This window comes from Saccharibacillus sp. JS10, assembly GCF_024436065.1.
In the GTDB taxonomy this organism is placed as follows: domain Bacteria; phylum Bacillota; class Bacilli; order Paenibacillales; family Paenibacillaceae; genus Saccharibacillus.
Genome location: NZ_JANFNS010000010.1, coordinates 12,955 through 30,867, shown reverse-complemented (window position 1 = coordinate 30,867; position 17,913 = coordinate 12,955). Strand labels below are relative to the sequence as shown.

Below are 17,913 nucleotides of genomic sequence, written 5' to 3'. Positions count from 1 at the left end.
CCGATATAAAGATTGACGTGTATTCTAATTATGCCATACGATTCAAGCTTTTGTCTCACTTAACCTTTTTTAAATGAAAAAGGTTTGTACAAGATTAGGAAATGAAACTATAATAAGCTTAAAATTTGAATATTTTTGATTTTCACTTCATATAAGGAGGGGTCGTAACACTCTACGCTTTGAACGAGTTTTCTGTTTTTCATTTGACAACAAAGGAGCAACAACATGAACAAACAACTTAAATTGTTTTTGATTCGTGTACTATGTGTGGTTCTGGTAATTGGGACGTTTCCTGGGATGGGGGCGCGGTCTTATGCGGCGGAGCAAAAAATTAATTACGAACGATTAGGAACCCATGATTTTGAGTTCAAATATGCCTCTTTTGTAGAAAGTCCACTTTATATTGGCAGTTCACCCGCTTCGAATGCTACTGGATTGATGCATGCTTTTGCTAAATACAATATTCCTAATGGATTTCCCACCAACGGAAATAAAGCAGTCTTATCCTTAAAGATAAATCAACTTGATAATGACGGAAACGGAAATTTTCCTTCCGTTTTACAAATATGGATGTATAAAGGGTCGACTGATTTTGATCCCGTTTCTGGACAAACTGATCCGTCTTTATGGCATACAACCATGAGTGCGCTTCGTAACGATTCAAACTTCGAATTGATCGACACGAAATATCAGACTGAAATTTATGACGCATTCAATAATAATGGAGGGGTTTTGGCGTTCGATGTAGATGCTTCCGTCAAAGCTAAAGCAGGAAGTAAACTTCAACTGCTAATTACAGGACCAGAAGGATCTTCAAATAGTAACATCAATCGATTCGAGGTCACAGAAGCGCCTTACCTCACCGAAGTCACCGCAGCTGCTCCTGCCAGCGCAAACCAATCCACCGTATCTGCTTCTTCACCTACAGCCATAGCTAACGGAACAGCAAGCTCCACGATCACAGTTACAGTCAAAGACAGCAGCAATAACCTCCTAAGCGGTAAGACTGTTACTTTATCCAAAGGAGCCAGTAATTCCGTGATCTCCCCTGCTTCTCAAATCACGGATGCAAGCGGCGTCGCTACTTTTACCGTGACGAATACAAAAGCCGAGACAGCAATCTACACCGCTTCTGTAGCCGCAGACAGTGTCACTATTACCCAACAAGCAAACGTTACCTTCCAGCCTGGAGCAATTGACGCATCGAGATCGACAGTTACCGCAAATCCAACTTCGTTACCTGCTGACAATTCAAGCACTTCGACAATTACTGTCACCTTGAAAGATGCAACTAATAATGTCATTAGCGGAAAGCTTGTCACGCTAGGTCAAGGAAGTGGTAGTTCAACAATTACAGCTACGCAAAGTACTACAGATGCTAGTGGTGTAGCCACGTTCACTGTCAATGATTCAAAAGCAGAAGCAGTGACCTACACAGCGATGTCAAATGGCGTAACGCTCTCGACAACTCCGACAGTCACTTTCCAAGCCGGAGCAGTCAGTGCTATAAGCTCCACGATCACCGCGTCAAAACCCAGTGTTCTTGCCAACAATACAGATTCTGCAACGATCACGGTGTTACTCAAAGACGCAAACGGAAATGTTGTACCCAGTACAGCCGTGACATTGAGCCAAGGAAGCGGAAGTTCATCGCTGGGTACGAATCCAGCTACAACGAACCCGAGCGGTATCGCGACTTTTAATGTAAGAAGTACAAAAGCCGAGTCTGTAACTTATACTGCTACAGCGAATGGTACAACGATCGCGCAAACCGTGAATGTTACTTTCCAACCTGGCGCGGTCAGTGCTTCGGCATCTCAAGTTACTGTTTCTAAAAACAGTGTCTTAGCCGACGGAAGCGACAGCAGTAATGTAACCGTAAAGCTAACGGACGCTTACAACAATCCGATTAGCGGTAAAAACGTTACTTTATCGCAAGGTAGCGCAAGTTCGAATATTACACCAGCGAACGCGGTAACGAACTCTAACGGACAAGTCATTTTTACAGTAAAAAGCACCAAAGCCGAGACGGTAACTTATACCGCAACAGATGCGACGGATAGTCTTACTCTTACACAATCCGGTGCGGTAACTTTTATTGCAGGGGCAGTTAGTACAAATAACTCTTCGGTAGCTTCGTCCAGATTGACAGTGAATGCCAACAATAGCGATAGCGCTACAATCACCGTAACATTGAAAGACACCAATAATAACTTGATTAGCGGCAAATCTGTTACGCTTAGCGGAGATAAAACTTCGACGATTACCAGTATACAAGGTACAACAGACGCAAACGGTACCGCTACATTTTCAGTTAAAAGTACCAAAGCAGAAAAAGTGACTTATACAGCTACGGCAAGCGGCGTAACGATTGCAGAAACCGTGCAAGTTACTTTCCAACCAGGTGCAGTCAACGCGACAACTTCAAAAGTAGAAGTATCCAAGTCCAACGTATCTTCCGACAATGTAGACAGCAGTACGATCACCGTCACGCTGACGGATGTCAACAGCAATCCAATTAGCGGCAAAAACGTTACCTTATCGCAAGGTAGCGGCAGCTCAACGATCACCCCTAGCAGCGGAGTAACAACAGATGCTAATGGGCAAGCGCTATTTGTAGTGACTAGCTATAAAAAGGAGACGGTCACATACACAGCAAAAGATGCAACCGATAACCTTACCCTCACGAATACGGGTACTGTGACGTTCGATGCAGGTGCTATCGATGCAGCATTATCGAATGTCACGATTTCCAAAACAGCTGTAGCCGCCGACAATCTAGATGAAGCAACGATCACCGTGACGCTGAGAGATAAAAACAATAATGTGATTAGCGGCAAAGCGGTTACTCTTTCTCAAGGTAGCGGAAGTTCAACAATTACAGCTACGCAAGGTACAACGGATGCTAATGGTGTCGCTACATTCACGGTCAAAAGCACAAAAGCAGAAAGTGTAATCTACACCGCAACTTCTGGCGCAGTCACATTGACTCTCCATCCGGTTCCGGCGACGTTTACGCCAGGTGAAGTCGATGCGACAACTTCGACGGTCACCTCATCCAAGCCAACAGCTTCAGCAAACGGATTGGATACAGCGAATATTACCGTCACGCTTAAAGACTCGTATAGCAATGTCATTTCGAATCGCGAAGTCACGCTGTCGCAAGGTAGCGGAAGTTCGCTGATTGCCCCGACGAAAGCGAAAACGAACATTGATGGCGTAGCAAACTTTACCGTATCGAATACAGCAACAGAAAATGTCTTCTATACAGCGAGTGTTGCCGATGCCAATATTACGATTAGCCAAACGGCAAGCGTGAACTTCCTGAATGCCAATGCTAATCTAAGCAGCGCGGCATTATCGGTGGGCGAGTTAGTACCGATCTTTACGCCTATGCAGACCAGTTACTTCGCATCGGTAGATGACTATATATCTGGGGTTACCGTTGCGTTGACTGCCGCTAATCCCGATGCCAAAATCGAAGTGAACGATGAGTTCGCAGGGAATGGAATCGCTTCTAAATCTGTGTTGCTGCAAACCGGCAACAATGTGATCACCATCAAAGTTACAGCAGCCGATGGGATTACAACTAAAACCTATACCATTCAAGTCACCCGTAAGCCGAATCAAGATGCTAGCTTAAGCAGCCTGACTGCTTCGCCTGTTGATTTGAAGCCTACATTCGATTCCGGTGTGACGTCTTACAAAGTAAACGTACCTTATAACATTGAGCAGTATGAAATCAAAGCCAAAACAGCAAATGCTTTGTCTACGCTCACTGTTACCGGAGCCGTTTATGACGCCAATACCGAAGCCTATGTCACGGATCTAAAAGTAGGCAGCCAAACGATCAATTTCGAAATCACCGCGCAAGACGGACTGACTTCGGTAACCTATGCCGTTGAAGTCATTCGTGCCAGCGTGCAAGAAGAAGTGAAAAACGCGTTAAACAATCTCAAAATCGGATACACAGGTACAGACTCTTGGGAATTTGTCAGTCAAGACTTGATTCTGCCGACGACTCAAGACGGACTACCGGTTATATGGAGTACGAACCAACCGCAGCTTGTCAGCCCTACAGGTATCGTATCGCGTCCAATCAACAACGAAGCTTCTGTGATCTTGACAGCTAGCATTGTCGAAAATGGCGTAGAAATGAGCCGTACGTTCTTAGTGATCGTCAAGCCACAAGGGCTGAGTATTACAAACTCCTCTGTAACGCGTAACGTCCCGATTCGTATCGGCGATAGCGCAACGGATATCGAACAAACGCCGATTACACGCAAAACTCTGTCCGACGGCACCAAGATCGATAAAGTCGTCGCTGAAGCTTCGCAATTGTCTTCGGCGCTTCAAGCAGCGATCACTAACAATCAAGATAAGGTTCGCGTCGTAGTTACCGACCTGCCTGCCGATCCTTCGGATGAAGTGACGATCGATGTCCCTGCACCGTCTTACGCACCGCTCGTTGGACAAGCAGATTTGGATTTAGAAACCGATTATGCTCATGTTCAATTGGATAAAGCGACGTTGACTGACTTGCAAAATGACGGACAAAGCCTATTCTTCCGCTTCGTTCCGATTCGTCAAGCCGGTCAAAAAGAAGCTGTTACGGAACAAGCTTTATCCGATTCACGAGTGAAGTCTCTGCAAAGCAGTAATACCGTCTCTCAAATCGGTACGCCAATGACGATCGAGACGAACTACAGCGGCTACAATACAACGTTGTTGTTCCCGGCAGACAAATTGAATTTGCCTGCGGGAAGTCTTTCGCAACAAGCCGCTTATGCTTCATCGTTATATGTATATATTCAACACAGCGACGGTACAATTGCTTTGCAACGTGGTACTGTTCAATACGATGCCAACGGACAAATCGAAGGTATCGCGATTCAAATCAGTAAATTCAGTACGTTTACGATCCTTGCCGCGCAGCCCATCACTCCGCCGGCAAGCGGTGGAAATAGCGGTAATGGAGGTTCGGCATCGGGAGGCACAGGATATCCGGCTCCAACTAATCCAGGCGGCTCTACGCCAACACCAACTCCGACTCCGGTTGATCCAGCAAAAACCGGTAAGCACCAAGCTTATGTAAAAGGTTATACGAATGGCACGTTCCGCCCTTCTCAGACGACAACACGTGCTGAGTTCGCGGCAATGCTGTGGCGCGTAATGCAAGCAAATGGTGCGCAAGCCACAACCGCTTCTGCTTCGAATTATACTGACGTTCCGCGCAATCACTGGGCGTACGATGCGATTAGTCAGTTGCAAGCGCAGCAAATCATTCTCGGCGTATCTGCCGACCGTTTTGCGCCGAACCGGCCGCTGACACGCGGCGAATTCGCGACACTGGCTGTTCGTTGGCAAAAACTGAGTCCGACAGGTACTAGCCAAGTTACGTTCACTGATACGCAAAACCATTGGGCAGCGCAAAGTATCGCGATCCTTGCCCAGACGGGTGTCGTAAAAGGCTACACAAACGGAACGTTCCGTCCAGACGACGGCGTAACGCGCGCCGAGCTTGTGACGATGATGAATCGTTTGCTCAAAAGAGGTCCACTGAGCAGTGTGACTCAGCCGACATGGACAGATGTTCCAAAAGCGTATTGGGCATTTGGAGATATTGAAGAAGCTTCCCGTACGCATACGTATGAAGTGCTTTCGAACGGAGCGGAGAAGTGGATTAGTGAGTAACGTCTGAAACAAAAAAGAACGGATGCCCATACTGCACGGGCATCCGTTCTTTTTTTTAGTTTTCATACTCTTTGTGTTTAGACTTTTCTTCACCCGCTTTTAATATTGATCTTCTGATCATCATTTCAACCCAAACTTCCACAGAGTGTTCCTTTTCTTCTTGTGATAAGTTTTTTGAAAACTTCAAGTAACGTTGTGACTCTGGAAAAGTGTTTATAGATTTTTGAATAATCCCGTCAGCCATTATATCTTCTCCAAATTGATAAAAAAGCAAATGTGATCCTTCTTCAGTACAATATAAATGGAAACTGAACTCCATTTCGTCCTTACTGTGCCAGTAATGACCTTGTACGTTGGGATCACAGAGTATATGTTGACCTTTAAGCTTTGAAAAAGAGTACATGAATCCATCTAGTTGAGCCATAGTAAGATGGTATTCGTTAGTATAATAAGAGTAAGAAGGTTTTTTAGGATTCAGATCAATGGTTTGTACTTGTAAAATTAATTCAGATCTCTTTTTGATAACTTTTTGTTTAGAATCGATGTCCATATAAGGTCGTAATAAACTTTCCACAAGGAATCTCATATTACTATGATCCAAATCTATTCCGTAACTAACTAATAACTTTTTATGCTCGTTAATCTGAACTCCCCCATTTCGGCAATCAAGTGTAGCTAGTATACATTCAAAAATACTAGAATCCAACAGTCGTAAACACAAAAAAACGCACCCCACCGTTATCCAACGGTAAAGTGCGTTTCAGTCAAACCCGCCGCAAAGACTTGCGGAGCGGGAAATAGGCAATATGGCGGAGAGGGTGGGATTCGAACCCACGTGGAGTTGCCCCCTAACGGTTTTCAAGACCGCCCCGTTATGACCGCTTCGGTACCTCTCCAAAAGTAAATCATTTATCAAAAGTGCAACATGTATTATCATACTTCATTTTTTCGATTCATGCAAGACAGAAAGCCCACTCTTTTCATATAAATATGTCTGGAGTGGGCTTTTTGACTATAAATTGCATGAAAAGAACCTGTTAGCCTTGAGCAGCGATCACTTTCACGCCGCGCATATAAGGTTGAAGAACCTCAGGAATCACGATGCTACCGTCTTCTTGCTGATAATTTTCCAAAATCGCTGCAACTGTGCGACCTACAGCAAGACCCGAACCGTTCAGCGTATGAACGAACTCTGGTTTGCCTTTCGTTTCGCGGCGGAAACGAATGCCTGCACGACGTGCTTGGAAATCTTCAACGTTGGAACACGACGAAATCTCGCGGTACATGCCGCTTTCCGGCAACCATACTTCAAGATCGTATGTTTTCGCTGCGGTGAAGCCCATATCCGCTGTGCATAATGCCATTACGCGGTATGGCAGACCGAGCAATTGCAATACGCGTTCTGCGTTCGCTGTCATTTGTTCCAACTCGTCGTAGGAATGATCGGGGTGAACGACCTTGATCATTTCGACTTTGTTGAATTGATGCTGACGGATCAGACCGCGGGTATCGCGACCTGCGGAACCGGCTTCCGAACGGAAACAAGCGCTGTACGCGATATATTTTTTCGGCAATACGTCCGCTTCCAAAATCTCGTCGCGGTGATAGTTCGTCACCGGAACTTCAGCGGTAGGGATCAGATAATATTCCGTATCTTTCAACTTGAACAGATCTTCTTCGAACTTTGGCAACTGCCCCGTTCCGTAAAGACTGTCTTGGTTGACGATATACGGCGGCAGCATTTCTTCGTAGCCGTGTTCTTCGCTATGCAAATCCATCATAAAGTTGATCAGAGCGCGTTCCAGACGAGCGCCTAACCCTTTATAGAACGTGAAGCGCGAACCGGTAACTTTAGCCGCAGCTTCGAAATCCAAAATTCCGAGATTTTGTGCCGCTTCCCAATGGGCTTTCGGCGTGAAATCAAACGAACGCGGTTCACCAACGCGGCGAATCTCGACGTTATCGTCTTCCGATGCGCCTACCGGTACATCTTCATGCGGAATATTGGGAATCGCCATCGTAATGGCGTCGATTTCCGTTTCCAAATTGCGTACTTCTTCGTCGATTTCTTTGATACGGTCGGAGACTTGACGCATTTCGGCGATCAGATCGTCTGCGTTCTCACGATTTTTTTTGAGCTTCGCGACTTCGCCCGATACGGTATTCCGGCGATTTTTGAGCACTTCAACTTCTTGCAATTTTTCACGGCGCGCGCCGTCGAGACTAGGGAAATTCGCGATCAGATCTTCGGATTTGCCACGATTGGCAAGAGCTTGCTTAACCCGATCATAGTCGTTTCTGAGTATTTTTACATCCAACACGGGAGCTTCATCCTTTCGATTCTCCGGTCTTGGACTGACGTACCATCTGCGTGAAATATTCGTGCAATCGGTAATCGTCGGTCAATTCCGGATGAAATGACGACACGAGAAGATGCCCTTCCCGAGCCGTTACCATTTCTCCATTATAAACCGACAAGACTTCGACGTCTGCACCGATTTCACGAATTAACGGCGCGCGGATAAAAACAGCCCGAATCGGTTGCTCAATTCCGACTACCGGAAGATCGATTTCGAAGCTTTCTTTTTGACGGCCGAACGCATTTCGGGTCACTGTGATGTCCATTAAGCCTAGATGCGGCTGCTCTTGCCCTTCGATTTCTTTCGCGAGCACGATTAATCCGGCGCAAGTACCGAAGATCGGCTTGCCTGCTTCAGAAAACTCGCGAATCTGTTCGATAAAACCGTACTTTTGCATCAGCTTCCCGATCGTCGTACTTTCACCGCCGGGAATGACCAGACCATCCAATTCGCTTAACTGCTGCGTTTTTTTGACTGCGACCGCTTCGGCTCCGGCTTGCTCCAGACTACGTATATGTTCAGAAACAGCGCCTTGGAGAGCCAAGACGCCGATTTTCACTCTATTCATGGTTTCTGTCATCTGCAACTTACCAGCCGCGATCTTGCATACGCTCGGATGGCGCAAGTTGCTTAATATCGATACCTTTCATCGGAGCGCCCAGATCTTTGGACACTTCGGCAATGAGGCGATAATCGTCGAAATGCGTCGTCGCTTCTACAATCGCCCGTGCGAATTTCTCCGGATTATCGGATTTGAAAATACCTGAACCTACAAATACGCCATCAGCGCCCAAGTGCATCATCAGCGCGGCATCGGCTGGAGTCGCTACGCCGCCTGCGGCAAAGTTCACGACCGGAAGTTTACCCGTCTCATGAATACCAAGCAAGATATCATACGAAACGCCAAGATTTTTTGCTTCTGCGTACAATTCGTCTTTGGATAAATTGCGCACTTTGCGAATTTGTCCATTGATCAGACGCATATGACGTACGGCTTCGACGATATTTCCGGTTCCCGGCTCGCCTTTGGTACGCAGCATCGAAGCGCCTTCTCCGATACGGCGCAATGCTTCGCCCAAATCTTTGGCTCCGCATACGAAAGGAATCGTAAATTCATGTTTATCGATATGGTAGACTTCGTCAGCAGGCGTGAGCACTTCGCTCTCATCGATATAATCGACGCCAAGTGATTCCAGTACTTTCGCTTCGACATAATGCCCGATACGTGCTTTTGCCATAACCGGAATCGATACGACTTTCATGACTTCTTCAACGATCGTCGGGTCAGCCATACGTGCCACGCCGCCCGCAGCGCGAATATCGGACGGAACGCGCTCAAGCGCCATCACGGCTGTCGCGCCCGCAGCTTCGGCGATCTTCGCCTGTTCTGCGTTCATGACATCCATAATGACGCCGCCTTTTTGCATTTCTGCCATACCTCTTTTAACGCGCGATGTGCCTGCTTCCATGATTATAGCCCCCTGTTTGCTCCGTATTTTGGAACTTCTTAAGGGCTGATTCTACAGGAGCGATTACACCGTTACAACGGATTTTCGATAACTTAGAACAGGTTTTTGATGCCTTCGAACAGGTCAGAGAAAAATCCGCCGATCGCGCGAAGCAATTGCTTGAACCAACCTGCTTTTTCAACATCGGTCGAAGCAACCAGGTCTACGGTTTTGGTTTGTGCTTTTTCCATGCCTTCCGCTTGATACGTATATGTGGCTGTACCGACTTTGTCGCCTTTGGCAATCGGAGCTTCCAGTGTTCCTTCGAGACTCGTTTGCATTTTCAGACCGCTTGCATCTGCGCCTTTCGGTACGACGAAGCTGATCGCTTTCGCTGTCTCGTAAGCTACCGATTCTTCTTTGCCTTTGGATACGGCTACCGGTTCTTCGCCTTCAACCGCTTTGTTAGCCGCAACCATTTCTTTGATCTCAAAGTTATTGAAGCCGTAATCCAGGACTTTGCGAGTCTCAACGAAACGCGAACCTTGATCGTTCACATCCGTACCCATCACGACGCTGATCAGACGCATGCCGTCGCGAACCGCTGTACCCGTAAAGTTGTTGCCCGCTGCTGCCGTGTGACCGGTTTTCAGACCGTCAAGCCCTTGATACGCATAAGCTTTGAAGTTCTGCACCGATGCGTTGCCTTCCAGCATCCAGTCCAAGTTGTCGATTCGACCTCCTGCACCCGGACGGAATTGGAACGAAGGCAGTGTCGTATATTTATTGAAATCCGGATGATCCGTTACGATATATTTCGCCAAAATCGCCGCATCCATCGCAGACATCACCGTTTCTTTGTCATCCGACGGACGCGTGCCTTCCGGCATATCCGCAATATCCAGACCTGTCGAGTTGGCAAAATGAGCGGTTTTCATGCCCATGCGTTTCGCTTCGCTATTCATCAATTTAACGAATTCTTGCTCGGTAGGCGCTACCGTCTCCGCCAAAGCTACCGTCGCATCGTTCGCCGATCCGATCGCCATCGCAATATATAGATCTTCTACGGTATGCTGGTCACCTTCCGCCAAAAAGACACGGGAACCGACTTGCGCAGCCGCGTTTTTGCTTGTCGTTACCACATCGGTCCACGCCATTTTACCTTGCTTGACTTGCTCGGCAACGATATATTCCGTCATCATTTTGGTCATGCTTGCAGGCGGAAAAGGCGTATCGGAATCTACCGACAAAATGACTTCTCCAGTCGTTGGTTCAAGCAAGACCGCAGCTTTTACAGCAAGATTCAGGCTTGCCACCGGTGGAATTGCTTTTTGGGTCGCTGCTGGTGTAGCCGCTTCTGTCGTTTCGGTTGTAGTCGACTGCGACGTTGCGGATGCCGCGCTAGCCAGATTGGCTGGAACCGCCGACAAACAAAGCATATGAACAAGCAAAACGGAAGCTACGCTTCTTTTTAAAAATTTAGGCTGGGCAAAACCGCCCTTTTCGAGTCGTTTTTTAGAAGTAGAAGTCATGCGTTTCAATGGATAAATACTCCCCTCGTGCTAAGTTTCTGACATGCGTTATTAGTCTACCACAGGGTTAGGTCATGTGTCTTCCTACCCTCTGCCTAAAGCAACCGGGAATCCGGTAGTCACGATTATGCCTGTATGATCATTCCTCACAAACAAAAACGCGGCGAACGGAGATGAGTCCGCAAGCCGCGTTCCGATCAAGCAACAACATGAAAGTAACCACATACTGCTGCAAAAATAAAAATTATACCGAGTAGTTCGGTGCTTCTTTTGTAATTTGGACATCGTGCGGATGGCTTTCGCGCAGACCCGCGCCTGTAATCCGAATAAATTGCGTTTCGTTACGCAATACATCGAGATTTTCAGCTCCGCAGTATCCCATACCGGAACGCAGACCGCCGATCAATTGGTTGATCGTATCGGACAAAGCTCCTTTGTAAGCAACGCGACCTTCGATTCCTTCCGGAACCAGCTTTTTGTCGTCGTCTTGGAAATAACGGTCTTTACTGCCTTGCTTCATTGCTGCGATCGAACCCATGCCGCGGTATACTTTGAAGCGGCGACCTTGGTAAATCTCCGATTCGCCTGGGCTTTCTTCTGTTCCGGCAAACATGCTACCGAGCATAACAGCGCTAGCGCCAGCTGCGATTGCTTTGGTGATTTCACCGGAGTATTTGATCCCGCCATCGGCGATGATCGGAATTCCGTACTCGCGAGCCACTGTCGCGCAATCGTAGATTGCGGTAATTTGCGGAACGCCGATTCCGGCGATGACCCGAGTCGTACAGATCGAACCCGGACCGATACCGACTTTGACAACCGAAGCGCCGGCTTCGATCAGTTCGCGCGTTGCTTCGCCTGTCGCTACGTTACCGGCTACAATCGTCAGCTCCGGGTATTTCGCGCGGATATTGCGAACCGCATCGATGATATTGATATGGTGCCCGTGCGCCGAATCGACTACGATCACGTCAACGCCTGCGGTTACCAGCGCGTCAATACGCTCGATCGCATCGTTCGATACGCCAACAGCCGCGCCGACCAACAAACGACCGTGCGCATCTTTTGCCGCGTTCGGGAACTGGATCGCTTTTTCAATATCTTTAATGGTGATCAGACCTTTAAGGACATTGTTCTCGTCAACGAGCGGCAACTTTTCGATCTTGTGTTGTTGCAGCAGACCTTCCGCCTCGCGAAGCGTCGTACCGACTGGCGCCGTTACCAGATTTTCTTGCGTCATGACTTCTTTGATCGCGATGCTGTAATCATGGATAAAACGCAGATCGCGGTTCGTCAAAATGCCGACCAGTTTTTCGTTTTCATCAACGATCGGAACACCGGAAATCCGGTATTTACCCATCAGAACTTCTGCGTCGGACACCAAGTGATCCGGGCTCAGGAAGAACGGATTTGTGATAACGCCGTTCTCGGAACGTTTAACACGGTTAACTTCATCCGCTTGCTTCTCGATCGGCATATTTTTGTGAATGATGCCGATGCCGCCTTCACGGGCAATCGCGATTGCCAATACCGCTTCCGTTACCGTATCCATACCCGCACTCATCAAAGGGATGTTCAACTTTACGTGTTCGCTCAGTTTCGTGGACACATTAACTTCCTTTGGTAGAACTTCCGACTTCCTCGGAACGAGCAACACGTCGTCGAACGTAAGACCTTCTTTGTCAAACTTGCTATTCCACACCCGATTTTGCCTCCTTTTTTTATCTGGTCCTAACCGCCGTTTTCTCCTTATATGGAAAGCTGAAAGGGCTTTTCTGAAAATATATTATTGCAATCTTAGCAAAGGGGGTATGGGCTGTCAAGTTGCAAAAATCAGCGTAGTTACGCGGTTTCCGAACGTTTTAAAAGGTAGGATAGATGTCCTCCCTGCATAGACATTCCGCTATTTTTTAACAAGACTTTTCAAGATTGAACAACTTTTTCATAACGCTGCAAATAAAAATTTGGTAAGAAATCAAATTAAACATTATAACGTTATATTGTTTTTTCAAAAAAGCGATGGTATGTTGAACGCAAGACTTTAATCAGAAAGTAGGTGCGTGATGAAGCCAAGTATGGTTTTGAGTCGTGTCCGGTTCCTGAATGGTGAGATCGTCGACATTGCGATGGAGAACGGTCGGATCACAGGTCTACATGAGCCCGGAACCGTAAGCGGAACCCAAACAATTAATGGCGAAGGATTATATGTGTCTAGCGGCTGGATCGATATGCACGTCCATGCTTTTCCGGCTTTCGATCCGTACGGCGATGAGATTGATGCCATAGGGATTCAAGGCGGCTGTACAACGATTGTCGACGCAGGAAGCTGCGGTGCGGATCGGATTCACGAACTTGCGGCAAGCCGGAAGCAGAGCCATACCCGATTATTTGCTTTCCTTAATATATCGAGGATCGGTCTGGAGCGAACGGACGAACTTTCACAGCTTCATTGGATCGATGAAACAGCCGTAATGCAAGCTTTGGAGAATCATGCTGACTTCATTATTGGGTTAAAAGCTCGGATCAGCAGCAGTGTGGTGGGCGAAAATGGAATTACACCGCTTCGGCGTGCAATACAATTTGCTGAAGATACCGGGCTTCCGATCATGACGCATATTGGCTCGGCACCTCCTTTAATTGAAGAGATCATGCCTTTGCTACGAAGCCGCGATATGGTTACGCATTACTTGAACGGCAAAGCTAATAATCTATTTGACGAAAAAGGGCTGCCCAAGTCGGTGCTAACCGATGCGATTGAGCGCGGCGTCAAGCTAGATGTCGGTCACGGCACAGCCAGCTTCTCCTTCGAAACGGCACAGCAAGCCAAAGACGCCGGAATTTCGCTACATACGATCAGTACAGATATTTATCGCGGAAATCGACTGAACGGCCCTGTATATAATATGGCGAACGTATTAACGAAGTTTTTGACCCTTGGCTATACGCTCACCGAAGTGATCGAAGCAGTTACGACGGCTCCTGCGGCTTGGCTGGATCGCCCGGAACTCGGTCGTATCCAAGTCGGCGATGCGGCGAATCTAACCTTGTTCTCTATAGAACCCAGGCCGTCTCGGCTTATCGACTCCGAAGGTCGCACTTACACCTCTACTCATACGATTCAAGCGGAAGGAGTTATTCTCAATGACCAGTACTTTACATGCCCGATACGGGCTTAAACGCGTCATTAATGCAAGCGGAAGAATGAGTATTCTCGGCGTCTCCGCGCCAAGCGATACCGTTATGGAAGCGATGCGGATCGGAGGGCAAAGTTATGTCGAGATCGCGGATCTCGTAAACAAAGCCGGTGACCGAATCGCGGCGCAAATTGGTTTTGAATCGGCGGTGGTCGTCAATTCCGCATCGAGCGGGATCGCTCTTGCCGTAGCGGGAATCGTCACAGGAGGCGACCCCGGTGTAAGCGTGCGGCTGCATCAAAGATCGATCGAGAAAAATGAAATTGTGATGCTCAAAGGTCATAATGTTCAGTACGGCGCTCCTGTCGAAACGATGATCTATCTCGGCGGCGGATCTGTAGTCGAAGCCGGTTATGCCAATGAAGGTACGGTTCAGCAGATGCAAGATTGTGTCACGGAACGTACTGCGGCTCTTTTATACGTTAAATCTCATCACGCCGTGCAAAAAAATATGGCATCCCTAGACGAAGTCTGGACGCTGGCGCAGCAATTACACCTCCCTCTGATCGTCGATGCGGCTGCCGAAGAAGATTTACAGCGGTATGCGTCTTGCTCCGACCTTGTCATTTTTAGCGGTTCCAAAGCGATCGAAGGCCCAACATCGGGAATCGTAGCAGGTAAACGCAGATATATTCAACAAGTCAAAGTACAACTGCACGGGATCGGACGCAGTATGAAAGTCGGCAAAGAAAGTACATTCGGATTGCTGCAAGCTTTAGATGAATATTTGGATAAAAAAGATAACAGCGTGCAAGAGCGCAATTCGCTGAATCTCCTTCTACCGCTCGGCGAACTACACGGCGTACAAGTGAGCATCGTGCAAGACGAAGCTGGACGACAAATCTATCGCGCACGGATCAAAATCGATCCAGAACTTGCAGGTATAAATGCGCTGCAAACCGTGGAGCGTCTGCAAAACGGCGAGATTGCGATCTACACAAGAGATTACGGCGCCAGACAAGGTTATTTCGATATTGATCCAAGACCGTTACTGAGTGACGATATGCAAGTGATTCAACGTCGATTACAAGAAATTTTACAAGGAGGAGTTTAAAATGAATCAGGCAGCTTTGACGAACGAACATCCGATCTTAAAACGCTTATACCAAGGACGCGCAGCACTCAATGTATTGGCGGGTAGTGTGGAAAACGCAAAAGACGTTTTTGCAGCGGCTGAAGGCTATATCTTGGTTGGCGTGTTATCCAAAGCATACAACACCGTTCCCGAAGCGGTCGAAGCGATGCGGCAGTACGGAAGTCAGATTGAAGACGCCGTCTCGATCGGGCTGGGTGCCGGCGATAACCGCCAAGCTCAAGTCGTTGCGGAGATTACGACTCATTATGCGGGCAGTCATATCAATCAGGTGTTTCCGTCGGTCGGCGCGACCCGTGCCAATCTCAAGGGTGCGCCGGGCTGGATCAATGCGCTCGTCTCTCCTTCCGGCAAGCCGGGTTATGTGAATGTATCGACGGGTCCTTTTAGCGCGGCATCGCAAGATCACGCTATCGTTCCGGTCAAAGCCGCTATTGCGCTCGTTCGCGATATGGGCGGTAACGCGCTGAAATATTTCCCAATGAAAGGCATGGATCTCGAAGCCGAATACCGAGCTGTCGCAAAAGCTTGCGGCGAAGAACAGTTTGCATTGGAGCCGACCGGCGGCATCGATAAAAATAATTTCGAGCCTATTTTGCAAATCGCATTGGAAGCTGGCGTCCCTCAAGTGATTCCGCATGTGTATTCTTCGATTGTCGATTCGGCAAGCGGCGATACGATTGTATCGGATGTCAGCGAACTGCTGATGAAGATGAAAAAGCTGGTAGATCGTCATGGCTAAAAAAGTCGCGGCTTTCGGAGAAGTCATGATGCGTCTCGAAACGCCGGGGCTACGGCTACTCTCGCAAACGGATACGTTGCAAGTCTCGTATTCCGGTAGTGGGGTTAATGTACTGTCGGCGCTATCTCGATTTGGCCATACGGCATTTCCGGTTACGACCCTACCGGACAATCCGATCGGCGATGCGGCAGAAGCTAATCTGCGCAAACTTGGATTATCCAGCGATTATATTCGAAAAGACGGTCTATATTTGGGTATGTATTTTCTTGAAAGCGGTTTTGGTGCAAGAGCGAGCCGCGTCACGTATTCGAATCGCCCACAAAGTAGCTTTAATACCGCAGCCGAAGATGCTTATTCTTTTGCAGAAACCGCGAAAGCGGTCGACGCGGTTCATTTTTGCGGCATTTCGCTCGCGATGAATGATACGGTGCGCCGTCAAGCGTTAGCTTTTGCCGAAGCGGTTAAAGCTGCGGGAAAGATCGTCATTTTCGATTGCAATTATCGTCCGGCTTTGTGGGGAGCAGACGGATACGCGCTCGCTAGACCCTGGTTTGAAAAAATGCTGCATTTCGCCGATATTGTATGTATGAACGAAAACGACGCGATTCATATTCTCGGCTTGCCTACGTCTTCGATAGAACGCGTCGATCAGCTGCTTGAATTGATTCCTGCTGTCGCCAATCATTACGGAATCGCGACGATTGCGGGTACGCACCGCGCAATCGAATCGGACGGTCGCCATTCCCTGCTCGGTTACTTATATACGGGCGGCGACTTTCATTTTTCCGATCTATTGACGTTTTCGGTATATGATCGGATCGGCGCGGGCGATGCGTATGCAAGCGGCATTATACATGGGCAGCTTTCCGATTTTGCACCGGAGCAGACGGTTCGCTTCGCTTCTGCCGCTTCGATGCTGGCACATACGATTGCAGGCGATACGCCGTTTTCGTCCGAAGCTCAAATTTTCCGAGCGATGATGGAAGGAATCGGCGATATAGAAAGGTAGGAATGGTCATGGCGACTAGCCAAACGAAACAACCGCTTTATGTCAAAGTACATGGGATTCTCAAAGATCGGATTTTGCACGGTCAATATGCGCTGCATAGTTTTTTGCCGCCGGAGCCCAAGTTGGAACAAGAATTTGCAGTCAGCAAAATCACGGTGCGCAACGCCGTCAAATTGTTGGTTCAAGAAGGATATTTGGAGACGAGCAGCGGCAAAGGTACACGCGTGATCCGCAATACGTCTACCTCCAAACTTTCGACTTGGAAAAAGTTCACGGAAATTCTCGTCGAAGAAGGGTATCGGATCGGCAAACAAGTGCTGCACGCCGAGATTATTCGCACCGGTTCGGAAGGGCATTTGCGCGAGTTATTCGGCGAATCTTGTTTGCGGGTCGAACGGTTATATTCGTTAGACGATACGCCTTATATTCACTACATCCATTACTTGCCGGCACGTGCGGAAGACGAAGTGATTTCAGGTCTTGAAGGACAGTCGCTGTACGGATGGCTTGAAGATCAAGGCATCACGATCGCGCGAATGCGCGACGAATTTTCAGTCGGATCGCCGGATGTCGGAATTGCCGATTCGCTCGGTATTCCGCCGGGAACGCCGCTGCTGAAAAGGTTACGGTTTGCTTATGATGAGCAGGGGCATGCGGTGGAGTGTAGCGAAGGGTATTACCGGGCGGGGATGCACCCGTACGTGGTGAACTACGAAGTATAAGGTGGAGGATTCGCACAGGGTTGGGTGGAGCCGCGAGTCGTTTTCAACCTGCGCTTCGTTGCCTTTTCCCCTTTTCATTTGATAAAAGATTAGAGGCAAGGGGAAAAGGCAAAGGCGCT

12 protein-coding genes and 1 tRNA gene are annotated in these 17,913 nt (G+C 48.1%); 6 read left to right on the top strand and 7 right to left on the bottom strand.

What is annotated here, in order from left to right; genetic code table 11:
* The first annotated feature begins 225 nt into the window (after positions 1–225).
* Complete coding sequence (locus NOM90_RS18770; RefSeq protein WP_255944229.1) at positions 226–5,694, top strand: Ig-like domain-containing protein; 5,469 nt, start codon at positions 226–228, stop codon at positions 5,692–5,694.
* Between the two features lie 55 nt (positions 5,695–5,749).
* Here the strand turns inward: NOM90_RS18770 and NOM90_RS18765 are convergent, their stop codons facing one another.
* The 7 genes from NOM90_RS18765 to guaB all read right to left on the bottom strand — a co-directional run bounded on the left by NOM90_RS18765 (position 5,750) and on the right by guaB (position 12,736).
* On the bottom strand, positions 5,750–6,268 hold the full coding sequence (locus tag NOM90_RS18765; RefSeq protein ID WP_255944227.1) for a hypothetical protein: 519 nt from the start codon (positions 6,266–6,268) through the stop codon (positions 5,750–5,752).
* 233 nt (positions 6,269–6,501) lie between these two features.
* A tRNA-Ser gene (locus tag NOM90_RS18760) sits at positions 6,502–6,590 on the bottom strand.
* Between the two features lie 141 nt (positions 6,591–6,731).
* Positions 6,732–8,015: a serine--tRNA ligase gene (serS, locus tag NOM90_RS18755; RefSeq protein ID WP_255944225.1), complete on the bottom strand. Its 1,284-nt coding sequence runs from the start codon at positions 8,013–8,015 to the stop codon at positions 6,732–6,734.
* A gap of 7 nt (positions 8,016–8,022) precedes the next feature.
* A complete protein-coding gene (pdxT, locus tag NOM90_RS18750) occupies positions 8,023–8,613 on the bottom strand; it encodes a pyridoxal 5'-phosphate synthase glutaminase subunit PdxT (RefSeq protein ID WP_370866646.1) in 591 nt (196 codons plus the stop codon).
* 28 nt (positions 8,614–8,641) lie between these two features.
* Complete coding sequence (gene pdxS / locus NOM90_RS18745; RefSeq protein WP_305121090.1) at positions 8,642–9,523, bottom strand: pyridoxal 5'-phosphate synthase lyase subunit PdxS; 882 nt, start codon at positions 9,521–9,523, stop codon at positions 8,642–8,644.
* Between the two features lie 92 nt (positions 9,524–9,615).
* Positions 9,616–11,034, bottom strand: coding sequence for a D-alanyl-D-alanine carboxypeptidase family protein (locus NOM90_RS18740; protein ID WP_255944258.1), 1,419 nt, complete (start codon positions 11,032–11,034; stop codon positions 9,616–9,618).
* A gap of 244 nt (positions 11,035–11,278) precedes the next feature.
* Positions 11,279–12,736 (bottom strand): IMP dehydrogenase, encoded by a 1,458-nt coding sequence (guaB, locus tag NOM90_RS18735; RefSeq protein ID WP_255944222.1) that lies wholly within the window; start codon positions 12,734–12,736, stop codon positions 11,279–11,281.
* A 361-nt stretch (positions 12,737–13,097) separates the two neighbouring features.
* Between guaB and NOM90_RS18730 the strand changes: the two genes are divergently transcribed.
* Genes NOM90_RS18730 through NOM90_RS18710 form a run of 5 tightly spaced genes read left to right on the top strand, consistent with a single transcriptional unit; the run spans position 13,098 to position 17,794 of the window.
* On the top strand, positions 13,098–14,210 hold the full coding sequence (locus NOM90_RS18730) for an amidohydrolase/deacetylase family metallohydrolase (protein WP_255944221.1): 1,113 nt from the start codon (positions 13,098–13,100) through the stop codon (positions 14,208–14,210).
* The gene (locus NOM90_RS18725; protein WP_255944220.1) at positions 14,176–15,282 is read left to right on the top strand and encodes a DgaE family pyridoxal phosphate-dependent ammonia lyase; all 1,107 of its coding nucleotides are present in this window, start codon (positions 14,176–14,178) and stop codon (positions 15,280–15,282) included. The genes NOM90_RS18730 and NOM90_RS18725 overlap by 35 nt, the downstream gene beginning before the upstream one ends.
* A gap of 16 nt (positions 15,283–15,298) precedes the next feature.
* On the top strand, positions 15,299–16,063 hold the full coding sequence (dagF, locus tag NOM90_RS18720) for a 2-dehydro-3-deoxy-phosphogluconate aldolase (protein ID WP_255944257.1): 765 nt from the start codon (positions 15,299–15,301) through the stop codon (positions 16,061–16,063).
* Positions 16,056–17,072, top strand: a complete 1,017-nt coding sequence (locus NOM90_RS18715; protein ID WP_255944218.1) for a sugar kinase — start codon at positions 16,056–16,058, stop codon at positions 17,070–17,072. Before dagF ends, NOM90_RS18715 begins: the two co-directional genes overlap by 8 nt.
* An 8-nt stretch (positions 17,073–17,080) precedes the next feature.
* Entirely contained in the window at positions 17,081–17,794 is a 714-nt protein-coding gene (locus NOM90_RS18710; RefSeq protein WP_255944217.1) for a GntR family transcriptional regulator, read from the top strand.
* Positions 17,795–17,913 lie beyond the last annotated feature (119 nt).